We start from the raw sequence: 15,864 nt of genomic DNA, 5'->3' as shown, positions 1-15,864 counted from the left end.
ACTCGTCTCGGCGGACGTCAGGAAGGCACGTCGGTGGGGTCGAGCGGCACCACCAGCGGCCGTCCGGACGCCGGATCGGGAATGACCAGCGCCTCGAGCCCGAAGGCCGTCGCGAGCACCTCGGGGGTGATCACCTCCCACGGCTCGCCGTCGGCGAACACCCGGCCCTCGTGCAGCACGATCAGCCGGTCGGAGAACCGGGCGGCCAGGCTGAGATCGTGCAGCACCATCACGATCGTGCTGCCCTGCTCGGCGTTGATCCGGCGGACCAGCCGCAGCACCTCGAGCTGGTGACTCAGGTCGAGGAACGTGGTGGGTTCGTCGAGCAGGATCACCGGGGTCTGCTGGGCCAGCACCAGCGCGATCCAGGCCCGCTGCAGCTGCCCGCCGGACAACGCGTCGACCTCACGGTCGGCCAGTTCGGTCATCCCGGTGGCGGCGATCGCGCGCTCGACGGCGGCGGCGTCGGTGGCCGTCCACGGTCGCAGCAGCGTCTGGTGGGGGTGGCGGCCACGCATCACCAGGTCGCGCACGGTGGTGGCGGCGGGCGTCAGGGGTTTCTGCGGCAGGATCGCCAGCCGCCTCGCCACCTCGCGTGCCGACAGGCTGCGGATCGGCGTCCCCGCCAATCCGACGCTGCCCCGAGTGGGCTGCAGCAGGCGTCCGAACGCCTTCAACAGGGTCGACTTCCCGCAGCCGTTGGCGCCGATCAGGGCGGTGACGCTGCCCTGCCGGACCTCGACGGTCAGGTCACGGAAGACCTCCACCTGGTCGTAGCCGAGGGTGACCCGGTCGGCCAGCAACGCGGAATCGGTCATCGACGCTCCTTGCGGTTGTGACGGGTGATCAGCCAGATCAGGTACGGGGCGCCGACGATGGCGGTGACGATGCCGACCGGCACCTCGGTGCCGAACGCGACCCGTGCCGCCACGTCGGACAGCTGCACCAGAGCGGCCCCGACCAACGCCGAGGCGATCAGCGGCGGACGCGCGGTGCGGGCCAGCCGGCACGCCACCTGGGGTGCCACGAAGGCCACGAACTCGACCGGGCCCGCGGCGGAGACGGCCACCCCGGCCAGCACCGCCGAGGTGGCGATGACCAGCATTCGGTGCCGCTGCACCGCCACCCCCAGGCCGGTCGAGAAGTCGTCGCCCAGCTGGTTGATCTCCAGCGGCGCCGACTGGGTGAGCGCGAAGGGCAGCAGGACGGCCAGCACAACCACCATCGGCCACAGGCTCGCCCACGACACGCCGTTGAGGCTGCCCACCATCCACTGGGTGGCGGCGGTGACCTGGGTGAGCTGGGCGCGCACCAGCAGGAAGCTGGTCAGCCCGCCGAGGATCGCGGTCAGGCCGATGCCGATCAGGATCAGCCGGAAGCTGTCCACCCCCTGCCGCCAGGACAGTCCGTACACGGCCGCCGCGGCGAGCAGGCCGCCGATGATCGCGACCGCGGGAATGCCCACGCCGAGCAGCGAGGCGCCTACCGAGTAGCCGCCACCACCCAGCACGATGGCGACCACCGCCCCGGCGGACGCCCCCGAGGTGACGCCGAGGATGTCGGGGGTGGCCAGCGGGTTGCGGGAGAAGGTCTGGGTCAGCGCACCGGCCAAGCCCAGGCACAGGCCCACCCCGACCGCGACGCAGGCCCGCGGCAGCCGCAGCTCGAACACGATGAACTGCAGGGTCTGGGTGCCGCCGCCCAGCAGGGTGCTCCATACGTCCAGCACGCCCATCCGTGACGACCCGGCGGCGATGCCGACGGTGAACGCGGCCAGCACCAGCACGCCGCAGCCCAAGGTGACGGCCAGCACGCGCCACCGCCACGGCAGCGCGATCACTCCGAGGTCGATCCCGGACGTCGGGGGTCGGCCACCGGTGGACGGCAGCGCCGCCGTCCCCACGGGCCCGGCCGGGGTCCGCTCCCCCGGTTCGGCTGTCGCGCGGGTGCCCTGTTCGCGGTCCAGCGCCGCCTCGCCCTGCCCCGTCACATCGCCGCCAGTTTGGCGCGGCGGACGATGGCGACGAAGGCGACGCCGCCGAGCACGGCCAGCACGACGCCGACCGGCACCTCGGCCTGCCCGCCGCCGATCAGCCGGCCGATCACGTCGCAGGCGAGCAGGGTCACCGCCCCCACCAGAGCGGACGCCGGCAGCAGCCGATAGTGGTTGCCGCCGACCAGTGCACGCCCAACGTGCGGCGCGGTCAGCCCGATGAACCCCAACGGTCCGGCGACCGCCACCGCGCTGGCGGTGGTCAGGGTGATGGCGCCGAGCCCGACCAGCCGTGCCCGCCACACCGTCTCGCCCAGGCCGCGGGCCAGGTCGAGGCCCAGTGTCAGGCTGTTCAGCGACCGGGCGTTGACCAGTGCCAGCACCAGCCCGGCCAGTGCCGGCACCAGCACCAGTGACAGGCCCTCGAGCCCACGGCCACCCAGCGAGCCGACCACCCACACCCGGTACGCCTCCAGTGAGCTAGCATTGGTCAGCACCAGGAACGAGATGACCGCGTTCAACAGGGCGCTCACCGCCGTCCCGGCGATCGCCAACGGCACCGGATTGGCGAGGTCGCGGCTCAACGACGCCACCCCGAAGACCAGCACGCTGGCCACCAGCGCCCCGGCCATCGCGAGCAGCAGCGACACGCTCATCGAGTCGTGACCCAGCAGGTAGGCGCCGAGCACCACCGCGAGGCTCGCGCCGCTGGATACCCCGAACAGGCCCGGATCGGCCAGCGGGTTGCCGGTCTGGCCCTGCATGATCGTGCCCGCGACCCCGAGGCAGGCGCCGACCAGCAACCCGACCAGCGTGCGCGGAACCCGCGAACCCCACACCACCGCGTCAGGGTCGGACGCCGGGTCGAGCAGCGCCTGCAGCACCTGCGCCACGGAGATCGGATTGCTGCCCAGGGCCAGGCTGGCCAGGACGGCCGCCAGCAGTGCAACGCCCAGCAGGGCCAGGGTGTTGAGTCTCGCCGGATGCGTGGCAGCGAACACCGGCGATGACTTATGGTTAGCCTAACCTAACGCTTCGAAGGACGATGCATGGCCACCTACCCACGCCTGATGCCCAGCGACCCGCGGATGTTCACCGCCGAGGTCGTGAGATCGACCCGGCTCTCCCCTTCTTTCCAGCGGGTGACGATCGCGTCGGCCGAACTGGCCGGCTTCGACTGGCGCGGCCTCGACCACTGGTTCCGGCTCTTCTTCCCGCTGGGCGACACCACCGACCTGCAGCTGCCCGACGTGTCCGGCCGGCTGTGGTGGAAGTCGTACCTGGCGATCCCCGACGACAAGCGACCGCACTGCAGCAACTACACCGTGGCCGGCTACCGGCGCTTCGACGATCACGCCGAGCTGGACATCGACGTCGTGCTGCACTGGAACGACGGACGCCTGGGCGGGGTCGCCGGCTGGGCGTCGTCCGCGCGGCCCGGCAGCCCGGTGGGCATCCTCGACCAGGGGGTGCTGTTCGATCCGCCGGCGGGCACCTCGTCGTACCTGCTGGTGGCCGACGAGAGCGGCCTGCCCGCCGTGCGGGGCATCCTGCGTGACCTGCCGCCGGACGCCGTGGGCACCGCCATCATCGAGGTGCCTGCCCCCGAGGACGCTGCGCCGGTGCAGGCGCCGCCCGGCGTCCGGGTGTGCGTGCTGGCCCGCAACGACAGCACTGACTGCGTCGGCGCCTGCGCGTTGCAGGCGCTGGCCGAACTGGACGCGCCCCGCGACGACGCCTACGCGTTCGTCGTGGGTGAATCGAGCCTGGCCACCCGTGGCCGGCGGGCGTTGTGCCGGGCCGGGCTGGCCAAGGACCGGATCACCTTTTCGGGCTTCTGGAAGGCCTGACCCGCCCGACGCCCTCCAGCGCGGCGCCTGCACCGGGTACCGCTTCAGTCCGATCGCCATCCAGTACGGGATCAGTCCGATCCACTTCGGCGTGCTGATGGTCTTCACCATGTGCATCGCGGTGATCTCCCCGCCGTCGGCACCGGTGCTGTACGTCGGTGCCAGGACGGCTGGGCTCAAGGTCGAGGACGTCATCACACCGTTGATGCCGTTCTTCCTCGCCCTGATCGGCATGCTGCTTATCATCCGAGGACGAGGAACTCGGGGGCGCCACCTACTGCTGAGCCCGGCGGAATCCTTCGCGCCGGGCGTGCCGGCGCGACGCCCGCTGTGACGGCGACCGTCGGCGACTGAGACAATCGCGGCGTGGACTCGCACATCGTGCTGATCAGCGACCCGCGGGTGGTGGCCGTCCCCGTGCTCGAGACCGGTGAGCCGCTGGTCGACCTGGCCGGGGTCGATCGCGTCCGGATCGACCCCCGCAAGGCGTCCCCCGGTGGTGCCTGGCGCTTCGTCCGCGCGGCGCTCGCCGACCGGCTGGCCGCGGCGGCGGCGTCCCTGCCGGCGGGCATCGACCTGCTGGTCGTCGAGGGCTTCCGCTCCCCCACTCGGCAACGCCGCTACTGGGAGGGCTATCGATCCGAGCTCCTGGCGCACCACCCCGACCTGTCCGCCGACCGGCTTTACCGCCTGGCGAGTCGCTGGGTTGCCCCGCCCGACGTGGCGCCGCACTGCACCGGCGGCGCGGTCGACCTGACCCTGTGCGACGCCGCCGGGGTCGAACTGGATCTCGGCACCGCCCTCGACGCAACCCCCGAGCAGAGTTCGGGCGGCTGTTTCACCGCTGCCGCCGTTCCCCAGCCCGGCGCGGCCAACCGGGCCGTCCTGGTCGGCGCGCTGACCGACGTCGGGTTGGTCAACTATCCGACCGAGTGGTGGCACTGGTCCTACGGCGAGCGGTACTGGGCGTTCGGCACCGGGGCCCGAGCGGCCCGGTACGGGCCCGTCGAGTTGCCCGCCCGGCCGGACCCGAGCGGCGGTCACGACGTCGCCTGACGGCCGCTGTCCAGGCTCGCTCAGCCGGTCGGCGCCGGGTGGCCACCGTGCCGGCGCCCGAACGACACCAGGGCGGCCAGCACCGGCTCGACGTCCCGCCCGGCGGCGGTCAGCCGGTAGCGGACGACCACCGGCGGGCCTGGCTCCACGAGCCGCTGTGCCATGCCCGCCTCGCACAGCTCCTTGAGCCGGGTGGAGAGCACGGCGTCGGTGATCCCGGGCAGTCCGCGCCGGATCTCCGAGAACCGCTCCGCCCCGGACAGCATCGCCTTGAGCGTGGCTGCGGCCCAGGCCCGGCCCAGCACCGCCAACGCCGTCTCGATGGCGGCGCACTCGTCGTCCATGACTCCCCTTGGAATAACCAAGCAACTATGGTGTTCATAGTGACGATACCACTCGACGAAGGAACCTCATCGTGACCAAGAAGATCGGCTTCCTGTCCTTCGGGCACCACCGCGACGTTCCCGGTTCGCGGGTCCGGACGCCCGGGGCAGCGCTGCGCGACCACATCGGCCTGGCCGAGGCCGCCGAGGCGGCGGGCCTGGACGGCGCCTGGCTGCGGGTGCACCACTTCGACCACAGCCTGTCCGCACCGTTCCCGCTGCTGGCGGCGATGGCCGCGCGGACGTCCAGGATCGAGGTGGGCACCGGCGTGGTCGACCTGCGCTACGAGAACCCGCTGTACCTGGCCGAGGAGGCCGCGGCCACGGACCTGATCAGTGCCGGACGCCTGCAGCTGGGGATCAGTCGCGGATCGCCCGAGCCTGCCGCCGACGGGCAGGCCGCGTTCGGCTACACCCTCGCCGAGGGTGAGGACTGGGGACGCGTGACGCGCCGGCGGGCGGAGCTGTTCCGCCGCGCGATCGGGGGCGGGCCGGTGGCCCGGTCCCAGCGCGCCGTCAGCTCCGGCCGTGGGCCGGACCTGCCGATCTCGCCGGTCTCCCCCGGCCTTGCGCACCGGATCTGGTGGGGCGCCGGATCGCACGCCACCGGGGTGTGGGCCGGACAGGAGGGCTACAACCTGCTGTCGTCCACGCTGCTGCTGGCCGACGACGGGCGTCCGTTCCACATCCAGCAGGCCGACCAGGTCCGCGACTATCGTGCGGCGTTCGCCGCCGCCGGTGGGACCGGCGGGCAGGCCGCGGTCACCCGCAGCGTGTTCCCGATCACCACCGACGAGGACCGGCAGTACTTCGGCCTGGAGGGCGGCACCGGTGACGGCGTCGGCTTCCTGGACGGCACCACGGCCCGTTCGGGCCCCACGTTCGCCGGCAGCCCCGAGCGGGTGGCCGCCCAACTGGCCGCCGACGAGGCGGTGCAGGAGGCGGACTACGTGCTGTTCGCGCTGCCGTCGATGCTGGGCGTGGAATACAACGCCCACCTGTTCGAGAACCTGGCCGCGGTCGCCCGCGACCTGGGATGGAAGGAGTGAAACCCATGACCACCACGCTGGACGACTTCCAGGCGGCCGTGCTCGCCTTCAACACCCGTGACTACCGCTCCGCGATCGACGGGTTCGAGAAGGTGCTGCGGACACAGCCGGGGCACACCGATGCCCGCGAGTACCTGGCCCGCGCCCACTACCTGCGGGCGTCCCTGCCGCTGGCCGAGCGCGAGGCGCGCCTCATCCTCGAGAGCGATCCGACCAACGAGTACATCACCCTGCTGCTGGCGCGGGTGCTCGAACGGCAGAGCCGGCACGACGAGGCGGCCGGGATGCGCCGGGTGCTGGTGGCGCTGACCGGCGACGAACGGCACGCCGCCAACCACACCGCCCTGGCCTGAGCCGCCCTTCCCGTCATTCCGGCGGCCCTCGTCATTCCGGGGGCCGCCGGAATCTCTGATCCGTCCGGGATCCCGGGGCAAGCTCGGGATGCCGCGGGTGGGTCCCCTCCTTCAGCCTCCTCGTCATGGCGGGGCACGCCGGAATCTTCCGTTCCCACCGAGGGCTCGGGTCAGGAGGCCTCCAGCAGCCGCAGCCAGAGTTCGGAAGCGGTGGGGTAGCTCGGCACCGCGTGCCAGAGCTGGTCCAGCGTCATCCTGCCCACGATCGCCACCGTCGCCGCGTGCAGGAGCTCGGCGACCTCGGGACCGACGAAGGTGGCCCCGAGCACGCGGTCGTCCGTGCCGACCACCAGCCGGGCCTGTCCGTGCGGGTGGTCGATCAGCAGGCCGACCCCGGACGCCGCCGTGATCGGCACGTCCAGCGCACGCGCACCCGGGTCCGCCGCCTGGGCCTGGGCGAGCGTGGGCCCCACTGCGGCCACTTCGGGGTCGGTGAAGATCACCTGCGGCACCGGGACGCCGTCGGGGACCGCCGGCGCGGGGCGGTCGAGCGCCTCGGCCTTGAGCCGGTTGCCGAGGACGCGGGCCCGGTACTTGCCCCAGTGGGTGAGTTGCGGTTCGCCGGACACGTCGCCGACCAGGTGCAGCCAGTCGGGCCGCGTCTCGGCCGTGTCGCCATCGGGCAGGGCGTCGGTGTTCAGTGTCCGGCCCGCGGCGACCAGCACCTCGTCGAACTCCCGCACCTCACCGGCCAAGGTGAGGAACACCGGTCCGCCGTGCCGGCGTCCGAGGTCGGCGGAGAGTGCGCCCGGGCGTTGCGCCTCCTCGACGCTCACCTCGAGCAACACCTCGACGCCCGACCTTTCGAGCGACTCGCGGATCAGGTCGGCCGCGAAGGGTTCGATCCTGTCCAGCAGCCTGCTGCGCACGATCATCGTCACCCTGGTGCCGAGCGCGGCCATCCACGTCGCGGCCTCGCAGGCGACCACGCCGCCGCCGACGATCGCCAGCGTCTCGGGGATCTCACGGACGCCGGTGGCGTCCCGGTTGTCCCACGGGGCCACCCCGGCGAGGTTCGGCGGAATGCTGGCGCGGCTGCCGGTGGCGACCACGACGGCGTGTCGGGCGGTCAGCGTCCGGTCGCCGACGGTGACCTGCCGAGGACCGGTGACCCGGCCCTCGCCCCGGACGATGTCGATCCCCGCCGATTCGGCCCAGGACTGCTGTCCCGAATCGTCGTAGTCGCTCACCCAGTAGTCGCGGCGCGCGAGCAGGGCTTCGGCGTCCACCTCGGTGGGCCGGACGCCGCGCAGGTCCCGACTGGTGGCCGCGACCGCGGCCGGCCGCAGCAGGGCCTTGCTCGGCATGCAGGCGTAGTAGGAACACTCTCCACCGATCAGGTGGGACTCCACCAGTGCCACCGTCAGGTCCGTGCCCTGAACGGCGTACTGGGCGGCGTTCTCGCCCACGGGCCCGGCGCCGATGACAAGGAAATCGTAGGTATCAGTCACCGGCCCACTCTCGTCCGCATCGGCGGCGCGGGCAACACCCGTTCGACGGTCGTCGTCGCATTGATGACGAAGGGCCGGCACCCGTGACGGGTGCCGGCCCTTTCGCCGTGTGTTCGGGTCAGGACTTGCGTCCGGTGACCAGGCCGACGATCCACAACAGCAGCACCGCGCCGCCGATCGCGGTCAGCATGCTGAAGATGAGACCACCCCCGGCCACATCGACGCCGAACGCGCTGAGGATCCAGCCGCCCAGCAGACCGCCGACGATGCCGACGATGATGTTCATCAGGATGCCCATCTGGGCATCGGTCTTCATGATCTTGCTTGCGATCCACCCGGCGAGGCCGCCGAGGATGATCCAACCGAAGAATCCCCAACCGATCATGAGTATCGCTCCTTGTCTCGTGGTAGTCAGTACCTCAACCACTGTAGGCCGAGCTACCGCCGCGACACCCTCAGGGATGCCCTGGGTCGGCCACTCAACCCCTTGGGGTGAAGACCTATCAACTCACTGGACTCCCGATAGTTCAGCCTTCACACTGAATATGTGCAGATGAAGGATGGATCGTTAACTATCTGGGCCGTGGTGACGGCGGACCAGCGCAACAGCCGCCGCTCAACCGATCGGGTGCCGGACGCCCTGGCGGCGCTCGCCGAGGAGGTGGGCCACGCCTTCACCCTGCCCTTCGAGCGCACCGCCGGCGACGAGATCCAGGGACTCACCGACGACCCGGACGCCGTGGTGGCCACGGTCCTGACCCTCACCCGACTGCCGGACTGGCACCTCGGCATCGGCCTGGGCACCGTCGAACAGCCGCTGCCCGGGTCCACCCGGGAGGCCCGCGGTGCCGCCTACCTGGCCGCCCGCCGCGCCGTCGAGGAGGCCCGCACCTCCCCCGCGAACCTGCGGCTGATCGCCGGCGCCGAACCGGGCCCCGGGCCGTCCGGCCCCGCCTCCCCCGGTTCTGTCGGAACCGGCCCCTATGGTGAACGGGTCACGCAGCGAGCCGAGGCTGCCCTGGTGATGCTGCGTGCGCTGGTCAGCAGACGTACCCCGGAGGGTTGGGAGATCATGGACGTCCTCGACGAGGCGGGCACCGGCCGGGCCGCCGCGCACAGTCTGGGCATCAGCCCCTCCGCGGTGTCCCAGCGGCTCGCCCGCGCCGGCCGGGCCGAGTCGAGCCTCGGTGCCGAACTCGCCCGCTCGTTGCTGGCCGAGGCGATGGGCGTCGAGTCGTGACGGCCTGGCTGGTGGTTGCGAAGGTCGTTGTCGTGGCCGCCCTGGCAGCGGTCGCGGTGCTGACCGGCGGCCGGGTGGTACTCGCCGTGTTCCGCCGCGCAGAACGTTCCCGGGCGGCCGAACTGCCGCACGACCCCGAAGCGGCCGAGCAGACCGTCGCGCCGCTCACCCGGGCGGCCGCCACCCTTCGCGGCGGCGAGTGGATCGGCATGCTCGAGCGGCTCGCCGTGTTCGCCGCGGTGCTGGCCGGCTCGCCCGAGAGCCTGGCGGTGGCGATGGTGCTGAAGGGCTTCGCGCGCTACCCCGAGCTGAAGGCGACCTCGACCGGCGCTGCAGAGCGGTTCATCATCGGCACCTTCGTCAGTGTGCTGTTCGCCTGTGCCTGCGCGGGGTTGGCGGCATGGCTGATCAGGCTGTTCTGAGTCGCTGGCCGCTGTCCGGCCACCGCGCCATCGCCGAGCGACTGCTAGCGGCGTGGAGCGAACCGCACCGGCGCTACCACGACCGCAGGCACCTGTTCGAGTGCCTGGCGGCGGCGGCCGACCGCGATGCCGGGCGTGCGGAGTTGCTGGCGCTGTGGTTCCACGACGCGATCCATCGCAACCGCCCCGGCATCGACGAGGCTGCTTCGGCCGCGCTCGCCCGCGACCTGCTCTCCGGCGTCCTGCCCGAGGGCGACGTGGCCGAGGTCGAGCGGCTGGTGCTGCTCACCCGCGACCATCGGGTGTCCCCCGACGATCGGGCCGGGGCGGTGGTGTGTGACGCCGACCTGTGGGTGCTCGGCGCCGACCCCGTCCGCTACACCGAATCGGTGCGCGACCTGCGGGCCGAGCTGGGCCCGGCCGTCGCCGACTGGCGCCCCTGGCGCCGGGTGCGGCTGCTGCAGCGACTGGCGCGGCCGATCTACCACGGCGCCGAGGTGGCGGCACGCGAGGCGGCCGCACGGCGGAACCTGACCGCCGAGCTCGAATCGCTCAGCCCTGGTCGATCCTGACCACGTTGCCCGACGGGTCGCGCAGGGCGCAGTCCCGGACTCCCCAGAACTGGTCGGTGGGCGGCTCGAGCGCCTCGGCGCCACCCGCCACCAGCCGGTCGAACAGCGCGTCCAGATCGTCGGCGCGGAAGTGCACCCCGTTCAATGCCCCCTTGGCCAGCAGGTCGCGCACCGACTCGATGTCGGCGGGCGAACCGTCCAGGTAGTTGCTCAGCACCACAGCGACCCCCTCCTGGCCGGGTGCGGCGAGGGTCACCCAGCGATAGGTGTCCTGGGCGACGTCGTTGAGGAGTTGCAGGCCCAGCAGATCACCGTAGAACCCCAGGGCGAGTTCGACATCGTGCACGACCACGAAGCAACGGGAGATGGCGATCGACATGGCGATCAGGCTAGACGCATCGGCGGGCGGCGCGACCAGGATGTGGCCGGGCCCGGCCTCCGATTTGATCGGTGCCCAAAGGCGCCGTAGCGTTGCCCGGCTCGGAGATGGGGCGGCACGACGACGGGACGGCGACGCATGACCGACAGCCACTGGCTCACCGCGCGGGATCGCTCGGTGATCACGATCCTGCTGGTCGCCACGTTCGTGGTGATCCTGAACGAGACCGCGCTGAACGTCGCGCTCACCTCGGTGATGACCGACCTGGGTGTCGACGAGCGCACGGTGCAGTGGCTCACCACCGCCTTCCTGCTAACCATGGCCGTGGTGATCCCGGTCACCGGCTGGCTGCTGGAGCGCATCCCGACCCGATCGGCGTTCCTGCTCGCCATCAGCCTGTTCCTGGCCGGCACGCTGGCCTGCGCGGTGGCTCCGAGCTTCGCGCTGGTGGTGGCCGGCCGGGTGGTCCAGGCCAGTGGAACAGCGGTGATGCTGCCACTGCTGATGACCACCATCATGCAGGTGGTGCCGCCGGCGCATCGCGGCGCCGTGATGGGCAATGTGTCGATGGTCATCTCGGTGGCACCGGCTCTCGGCCCGACCCTGTCCGGCCTGGTGCTCCACTTCACCAACTGGCGCGGAGTGTTCGCGTTGATGGTGCCGATCGCGCTCACCATGCTGGTGCTGGGTGTCCGTCGGATCGCCGACGTCAACGAGCCCGCCGCGATCCCCCTCGACGTGTGGTCGATCCCGCTGACCGTGATCGGTTTCGGCGGTCTGGTCTACGGGCTCAGCCTGATCGGGGACGCCGGCGCACCCCTCACCGAGGCTGCCCTCGCCTTCGGGCTGGCCGGCGTCGCGTTGGTGGCCTTCGTCTGGCGGCAGCTCCGGCTGCGCGAGCGGGCGCTGCTCGACCTGCGGGCCTTCCGCCACGGCTCGTTCACGATGAGCCTGGTGGTGATGGCGCTGGCGATGATGGCGCTGTTCGGCACGATCATCCTGTTGCCGTTGCTGCTGCAGCGGGCACTGCACCTGGAGGCGCTGGGAGTCGGGCTGATGCTGCTGCCCGGCGGCCTGCTGATGGGCGTACTGGGACCCGTGGTGGGCCGGTTGTACGACCGGATCGGTGCCAAGCCGTTGATGCTGCCCGCCTCGGTCGTCATCGCCGCGGTGTTCTGGATGCTGTCGACGTTGCAGCCGCAGACCCCCTGGTGGGTGGTGCTCGTCTGCCACATGGCGATGAGCGCGTCCTTCGCGTTCATCTTCACCCCCCTGTTCACCATCGCCCTCGGTTCGCTGCCCAAGCCGCTCTACACCCACGGGTCGGCCATCGTGGGCACCGTGCAGCAGCTCGCCGGCGCGCTCGGCACCGCGGTGTTCGTCACGGTGTTCGCCGCCCAGTCCCACGCTCAGCTGGACGCCGGCGCGTCCCCCGAGGCGGCGCTGCTCGCCGGTTCGCACCCCGCCTTCCTGGGCGCGGGGGCGGTGTGGGTGCTGGCCATCGTCGCCATCGCCCTGCTGCGCGCGCCGCAGCCGTCCGACGAGGTGCCTCTTGCCGCGCACTGACCCTCTGGTGGGCCGACGCGGGGTACGGCACGATACGTCCATGACGAAGGCGTCCAAGCTCGACAAGGATCTGTACGAGTCGGAACTGCACCGGCTGCAGTCCGAACTGGTCGAGATGCAGGAATGGATCAAGCAGCAGGGCCAGCGGCTGGTGGTGATCTTCGAGGGCCGGGACGCCGCCGGCAAGGGTGGCGCGATCAAGCGGATCACCGAGTACCTCAACCCCCGCATCGCGCAGGTGGTGGCCCTGCCGGCCCCCACCGAGCGGCAGCAGAGCCAGTGGTACTTCCAGCGCTACATCCAGCACCTGCCCTCGGCCGGCCAGATCAAGCTGTTCGATCGTTCCTGGTACAACCGTGCCGGCGTCGAGCGGGTGATGGGCTACTGCAGCACCGAAGAGCACCGACGCTTCCTGCGGCAGTGCCCGATCTTCGAGCGGATGCTGATCGAGGACGGCATCATCCTGCGCAAGTACTGGTTCTCGGTCTCGGACAAGCAGCAGGAGAAGCGGTTCAAGTCGCGGCTCACCGACCCGATGCGGCGCTGGAAGCTCTCCCCCACCGATCTGGAGTCGCTGACCCGCTGGGAGGACTACTCGCGGGCCAAGGACGAGATGTTCGTGCACACCGACATACCGGAGGCGCGCTGGCACGTCGTCGAGTCTGAGGACAAGAAGCGCGCGCGGATCAACATGATCGCCCACCTGTTGTCGTCGGTGCCCTACCAGCACGTCGAACGCGAGGAACTCAAGCTGCCCAAGCGCCCCGCGTCCACCGGCTACCGGCGCACCGACCGCAGCCTGCAGTTGGAGGTGCCTGATCACGCCTCGGAGCTCGAGGACGGCTCCGGAGGCTACACCTACGTCGACCCCGAGGACGACGACTCCTGAACGGGCGGGTGCACAGCCCGACCGAATGGGGTGTAGGCACTCAAACGAAAAGGGGTGTCGAGGGTGAAATACTGGCCCCGTGCAGAGACGTCCCATCAGGGTGGCGCTGGTGAACGACTACGAGGTGGTCGTGGCCGGGCTGCTCCACATGTTCGCCAACTACTCCGAGCGCATCGAGGTGGTGAAGCTGGTCGCGGGGCGTGAGGTCCGCGAACGGGTCGACGTGGCCCTGTTCGACAGCTTCGGCACCCACTCCGGCGACGTGCCGCGGGTGGAGCGCGTCATCCACAATCCGTTGATCGGCCGAACCGTCATCTACACCTGGAACTTCCAGCCCGCCCTGATCGAGCGCGCCACCCAGGAGGGCGCGTCGGGCTACCTGTCCAAGACCCTGCCCGCCCGGCAGCTGGTCGAGGCGATCGAGCAGGTGCACGCCGGCAAGGTGGTGGTCAGCCCCTCGCCGAAGACCGCGAACCCCGCCGGTGGCAACTGGCCGGGCCGCGAGGAGGGCCTGTCCTACCGCGAGAGCGAAGTGGTCGCGCTGATCACGCAGGGCCTGTCGAACGCCGAGATCGCCCAGGGCATGTACCTGTCGCCGAACTCGGTGAAGAGCTACATCCGCTCGGCGTACCGCAAGATCGGCGTGATGCGCCGCTCCCAGGCGGTGTCGTGGGGGATGCGGCACGGCTTCTCGGCCGACTACGTCCGCCTCGATCCCGCCGACGTGTCGGCCTGAGCCGCGCCGCGGCTACTCGAACAGCTCCGGATCGCCCGAGCCGCGCCTGACGATCTCGACCTCGTCGCCGGTGAGATCGATGACGGTGGTCGGCTCGGTGCCGCAGTCGCCCGAGTCGAGCACGGCGTCCAGCGCGTGCCCCACCTGGTCGTTCACCGTCCAGCCGTCGGACATCGGTTCGGTCTCGCCCGGCAGCAGCAGCGTGCTCGACATCAACGGCTCGCCGAGCTCGTGCAACAGCGCCAGTGCGGTGACGTGCGGCGGCAACCGGACGCCGACGGTCTTCTTCTTGGGCTGCAGCATCACCTTGGGCGCCTCCCGGGTGGCCCGCAGGATGAACGTGTAGCCGCCGGGCGTGGCCGCCTTGATCGCCCGGAACACGTCGTTGCTCATCTGCACGTAGTGGCCCAGTTGGGCGAACTCGCTGCACACCAGGGTGAAGTTGTGCCGGGCGTCCAGGTGGCGCAGCTCGCGGATGCGGTCCAGCCCCGAACGGTTGCCGAGCATGCAGCCGAGCGCGTAACCCGAATCGGTCGGATAGGCCACCAGCCCGCCGTCGCGCAGGATGGCGGCGACCTGGCCGAGGGCGCGGGGCTGCGGATTGTCGGGATGGACGTCGAAGTAGCGGGCCACGGTGTATCGCCTCCTGTCGAGACCCGGCGCGGTGCGCCGGCCGGAGCGGCCAGAATGCCACCATGACGATCTTTTCGCTGACCGAGGACGAATTGCGACAGCGACAAAGCCTGAAGTGGCGCACCTACGACCCCGACGTGCTGCCGTTGTGGGTGGCCGAGATGGACACCGCGGTCATCCCGGCCGTCCGCCGGGCGCTGGAGGAGGCCCTCGACAACGGCGACACCGGCTACCCCCACGGCACCGGGTACGCCGACGCCTACCGCGCAACGGCGTCCTCGCGCTGGGGCCTGGAACTGGCGTCCGACCAGGTGCGACGAGGCGGCGACGTGATGAACGCGGTGCTGTGCGTGCTCGAGGCCGTCACCAACCCCGGCGAGGGAGTGGTGATCACCGCGCCCGTCTACCGACCCTTCTGGCAGGTGACCGGGGGCTACCGGCGGCGGACGGTGCCGGTGCCGCTGAGCCCGGCCGGACGCCTCGACCTGGACGCCCTGGCCGAGGCCTTCGCGGCCGACGACGTGACCGCCTTCCTGCTCTGCTCGCCGCACAACCCGACCGGAACGGTGCACACCGCCGAGGAGCTGGCGGCCGTCGCCGAGCTGTGCGACGCCAACGGCGTCCGGCTGATCGTGGACGAGATCCACGCCTGGCTGGTCGACCCGGGCACCACCTTCGTGCCGACCCTGAGCGTGCCGGCCGCGCAGCGGGCGGTCGTGGTCGTCTCGGCCGGCAAGGCGTGGAACCTGGCGGCGTTCAAGGCCGGCCTCTACGTCGCCGGACGTGATGCGGTCGACGTCCTCGATGCCCTGCCCCCGCTGGCGGGCCAGTCCACCGGGCACCTGGGGTCGATCGCACACACCGCCGCCCTGCGGCACGGGCAGGAGTGGGTCGACCAGGTCTGCGTCGAGGTGGCTGCGAACAAGCAACTGCTGAGCGACCTGCTGCACAACCTGGTGCCCGGCGCCCGCTACACCCCGCAGCCGGGCACCTACCTGGCCTGGGTGGACTGCACCGAACTCGGGTTGGCGCTGCCGGTGCGGCACTTCCTCGAGACCGGCAGGGTGGCGTTCTCACCTGGCCGGGACTTCTCCCCCGCGCATGCGCAGTTCGTCCGGATCAACCTGGCGGCCTCGCCGGCGCTGATCACCCGGGCCGTGGAGCGGATGGCGTCCTCGTTGCGCCGCCAGGCGGCCTGAGCCCGCCGGCACGACCGTTCGAAACCCGTCAGC

General features: G+C 71.2%; 20 protein-coding genes. 12 read left to right on the top strand and 8 right to left on the bottom strand.

Features of this window, described 5'->3' with window-relative positions:
- Positions 1 to 17 precede the first annotated feature (17 nt).
- From OIE40_RS06330 to OIE40_RS06320, 3 genes are read right to left on the bottom strand one after another with little or no spacing between them, the layout of a single operon-like run.
- Positions 18 to 818, bottom strand: a complete 801-nt coding sequence (locus OIE40_RS06330) for an ABC transporter ATP-binding protein (protein WP_264701140.1) — start codon at positions 816 to 818, stop codon at positions 18 to 20.
- The gene (locus OIE40_RS06325; RefSeq protein ID WP_264701138.1) at positions 815 to 1,990 is read right to left on the bottom strand and encodes a FecCD family ABC transporter permease; all 1,176 of its coding nucleotides are present in this window, start codon (positions 1,988 to 1,990) and stop codon (positions 815 to 817) included. The genes OIE40_RS06330 and OIE40_RS06325 overlap by 4 nt, the downstream gene beginning before the upstream one ends.
- The gene (locus tag OIE40_RS06320; RefSeq protein ID WP_264701137.1) at positions 1,987 to 2,994 is read right to left on the bottom strand and encodes a FecCD family ABC transporter permease; all 1,008 of its coding nucleotides are present in this window, start codon (positions 2,992 to 2,994) and stop codon (positions 1,987 to 1,989) included. Before OIE40_RS06320 ends, OIE40_RS06325 begins: the two co-directional genes overlap by 4 nt.
- A 48-nt stretch (positions 2,995 to 3,042) precedes the next feature.
- On the opposite strand from OIE40_RS06320, the gene OIE40_RS06315 reads away from it, so the two are divergent.
- The 3 genes from OIE40_RS06315 to OIE40_RS06305 are packed head-to-tail and all read left to right on the top strand — an operon-like array spanning position 3,043 to position 4,899.
- Positions 3,043 to 3,843: a siderophore-interacting protein gene (locus tag OIE40_RS06315; RefSeq protein WP_264701135.1), complete on the top strand. Its 801-nt coding sequence runs from the start codon at positions 3,043 to 3,045 to the stop codon at positions 3,841 to 3,843.
- Positions 3,749 to 4,177 (top strand): TRAP transporter large permease subunit, encoded by a 429-nt coding sequence (locus OIE40_RS06310; RefSeq protein ID WP_319805205.1) that lies wholly within the window; start codon positions 3,749 to 3,751, stop codon positions 4,175 to 4,177. The genes OIE40_RS06315 and OIE40_RS06310 overlap by 95 nt, the downstream gene beginning before the upstream one ends.
- A gap of 32 nt (positions 4,178 to 4,209) precedes the next feature.
- Positions 4,210 to 4,899: a M15 family metallopeptidase gene (locus tag OIE40_RS06305; RefSeq protein WP_264701131.1), complete on the top strand. Its 690-nt coding sequence runs from the start codon at positions 4,210 to 4,212 to the stop codon at positions 4,897 to 4,899.
- 20 nt (positions 4,900 to 4,919) lie between these two features.
- On the opposite strand, the gene OIE40_RS06300 is transcribed toward OIE40_RS06305, so the two are convergent.
- Positions 4,920 to 5,243, bottom strand: coding sequence for a winged helix-turn-helix transcriptional regulator (locus OIE40_RS06300; RefSeq protein WP_264701130.1), 324 nt, complete (start codon positions 5,241 to 5,243; stop codon positions 4,920 to 4,922).
- A gap of 71 nt (positions 5,244 to 5,314) precedes the next feature.
- On the opposite strand from OIE40_RS06300, the gene OIE40_RS06295 reads away from it, so the two are divergent.
- Both OIE40_RS06295 and OIE40_RS06290 read left to right on the top strand, forming a co-directional pair.
- Positions 5,315 to 6,331, top strand: a complete 1,017-nt coding sequence (locus OIE40_RS06295) for an LLM class flavin-dependent oxidoreductase (protein WP_264701129.1) — start codon at positions 5,315 to 5,317, stop codon at positions 6,329 to 6,331.
- Between the two features lie 5 nt (positions 6,332 to 6,336).
- Positions 6,337 to 6,684 (top strand): tetratricopeptide repeat protein, encoded by a 348-nt coding sequence (locus OIE40_RS06290; RefSeq protein WP_264701128.1) that lies wholly within the window; start codon positions 6,337 to 6,339, stop codon positions 6,682 to 6,684.
- Between the two features lie 170 nt (positions 6,685 to 6,854).
- Here OIE40_RS06290 and OIE40_RS06285 read toward each other — a convergent pair whose 3' ends face one another.
- Positions 6,855 to 8,195: a dihydrolipoyl dehydrogenase family protein gene (locus OIE40_RS06285; protein WP_264701126.1), complete on the bottom strand. Its 1,341-nt coding sequence runs from the start codon at positions 8,193 to 8,195 to the stop codon at positions 6,855 to 6,857.
- A gap of 118 nt (positions 8,196 to 8,313) precedes the next feature.
- Positions 8,314 to 8,580: a GlsB/YeaQ/YmgE family stress response membrane protein gene (locus OIE40_RS06280; protein WP_264701124.1), complete on the bottom strand. Its 267-nt coding sequence runs from the start codon at positions 8,578 to 8,580 to the stop codon at positions 8,314 to 8,316.
- Positions 8,581 to 8,742: 162 nt separating this feature from the next.
- Here OIE40_RS06280 and OIE40_RS06275 point away from each other — a divergent pair, with 162 nt between their 5' ends.
- Genes OIE40_RS06275 through OIE40_RS06265 form a run of 3 tightly spaced genes read left to right on the top strand, consistent with a single transcriptional unit; the run spans position 8,743 to position 10,429 of the window.
- The gene (locus OIE40_RS06275; protein ID WP_264701122.1) at positions 8,743 to 9,435 is read left to right on the top strand and encodes a helix-turn-helix domain-containing protein; all 693 of its coding nucleotides are present in this window, start codon (positions 8,743 to 8,745) and stop codon (positions 9,433 to 9,435) included.
- 32 nt (positions 9,436 to 9,467) lie between these two features.
- Positions 9,468 to 9,857 carry a hypothetical protein gene (locus OIE40_RS06270; RefSeq protein WP_264701120.1) on the top strand — a complete coding sequence of 130 codons (390 nt, stop codon included), beginning with the start codon at positions 9,468 to 9,470 and terminating at the stop codon, positions 9,855 to 9,857.
- The gene (locus OIE40_RS06265) at positions 9,836 to 10,429 is read left to right on the top strand and encodes an HD domain-containing protein (RefSeq protein WP_264701118.1); all 594 of its coding nucleotides are present in this window, start codon (positions 9,836 to 9,838) and stop codon (positions 10,427 to 10,429) included. Before OIE40_RS06270 ends, OIE40_RS06265 begins: the two co-directional genes overlap by 22 nt.
- Here the strand turns inward: OIE40_RS06265 and OIE40_RS06260 are convergent.
- Positions 10,410 to 10,808: a VOC family protein gene (locus OIE40_RS06260; protein WP_264701116.1), complete on the bottom strand. Its 399-nt coding sequence runs from the start codon at positions 10,806 to 10,808 to the stop codon at positions 10,410 to 10,412. The genes OIE40_RS06265 and OIE40_RS06260 overlap by 20 nt on opposite strands.
- A gap of 138 nt (positions 10,809 to 10,946) precedes the next feature.
- On the opposite strand from OIE40_RS06260, the gene OIE40_RS06255 reads away from it, so the two are divergent.
- The 3 genes from OIE40_RS06255 (at position 10,947) to OIE40_RS06245 (ending at position 13,999) form a co-directional block, all read left to right on the top strand.
- Entirely contained in the window at positions 10,947 to 12,374 is a 1,428-nt protein-coding gene (locus OIE40_RS06255) for a DHA2 family efflux MFS transporter permease subunit (RefSeq protein ID WP_264701114.1), read from the top strand.
- 40 nt (positions 12,375 to 12,414) lie between these two features.
- Positions 12,415 to 13,263, top strand: coding sequence for a polyphosphate kinase 2 (gene ppk2 / locus OIE40_RS06250; RefSeq protein ID WP_264701112.1), 849 nt, complete (start codon positions 12,415 to 12,417; stop codon positions 13,261 to 13,263).
- Positions 13,264 to 13,342: 79 nt separating this feature from the next.
- Positions 13,343 to 13,999, top strand: coding sequence for a helix-turn-helix transcriptional regulator (locus tag OIE40_RS06245; protein ID WP_264701110.1), 657 nt, complete (start codon positions 13,343 to 13,345; stop codon positions 13,997 to 13,999).
- Positions 14,000 to 14,011: 12 nt separating this feature from the next.
- Here OIE40_RS06245 and OIE40_RS06240 read toward each other — a convergent pair whose 3' ends face one another.
- Positions 14,012 to 14,632, bottom strand: coding sequence for an L-threonylcarbamoyladenylate synthase (locus OIE40_RS06240; protein ID WP_264701108.1), 621 nt, complete (start codon positions 14,630 to 14,632; stop codon positions 14,012 to 14,014).
- Between the two features lie 62 nt (positions 14,633 to 14,694).
- Between OIE40_RS06240 and OIE40_RS06235 the strand changes: the two genes are divergently transcribed.
- Complete coding sequence (locus OIE40_RS06235) at positions 14,695 to 15,831, top strand: MalY/PatB family protein (protein ID WP_264701106.1); 1,137 nt, start codon at positions 14,695 to 14,697, stop codon at positions 15,829 to 15,831.
- Positions 15,832 to 15,864 lie beyond the last annotated feature (33 nt).

The organism is Micropruina sonneratiae (genome assembly GCF_025972045.1).
GTDB classification, from domain to species: Bacteria; Actinomycetota; Actinomycetes; order Propionibacteriales; family Propionibacteriaceae; genus Micropruina; species Micropruina sonneratiae.
Note: the sequence above shows the minus strand (reverse complement) of the source record. Positions and strands in the feature narration are given on the sequence as shown.

Coding starts and splice junctions, on each gene's coding strand:
- OIE40_RS06235 (WP_264701106.1), top strand. CDS start 14,695: ATGACGATCTTTTCGCTGACCGAGGACGAATTGCGACAGCGACAAAGC.
- OIE40_RS06315 (WP_264701135.1), top strand. CDS start 3,043: ATGGCCACCTACCCACGCCTGATGCCCAGCGACCCGCGGATGTTCACC.
- OIE40_RS06300 (WP_264701130.1), bottom strand. CDS start 5,243: ATGGACGACGAGTGCGCCGCCATCGAGACGGCGTTGGCGGTGCTGGGC.
- OIE40_RS06265 (WP_264701118.1), top strand. CDS start 9,836: ATGGCTGATCAGGCTGTTCTGAGTCGCTGGCCGCTGTCCGGCCACCGC.
- ppk2 (WP_264701112.1), top strand. CDS start 12,415: ATGACGAAGGCGTCCAAGCTCGACAAGGATCTGTACGAGTCGGAACTG.
- OIE40_RS06255 (WP_264701114.1), top strand. CDS start 10,947: ATGACCGACAGCCACTGGCTCACCGCGCGGGATCGCTCGGTGATCACG.
- OIE40_RS06280 (WP_264701124.1), bottom strand. CDS start 8,580: ATGATCGGTTGGGGATTCTTCGGTTGGATCATCCTCGGCGGCCTCGCC.
- OIE40_RS06330 (WP_264701140.1), bottom strand. CDS start 818: ATGACCGATTCCGCGTTGCTGGCCGACCGGGTCACCCTCGGCTACGAC.
- OIE40_RS06290 (WP_264701128.1), top strand. CDS start 6,337: ATGACCACCACGCTGGACGACTTCCAGGCGGCCGTGCTCGCCTTCAAC.
- OIE40_RS06260 (WP_264701116.1), bottom strand. CDS start 10,808: ATGTCGATCGCCATCTCCCGTTGCTTCGTGGTCGTGCACGATGTCGAA.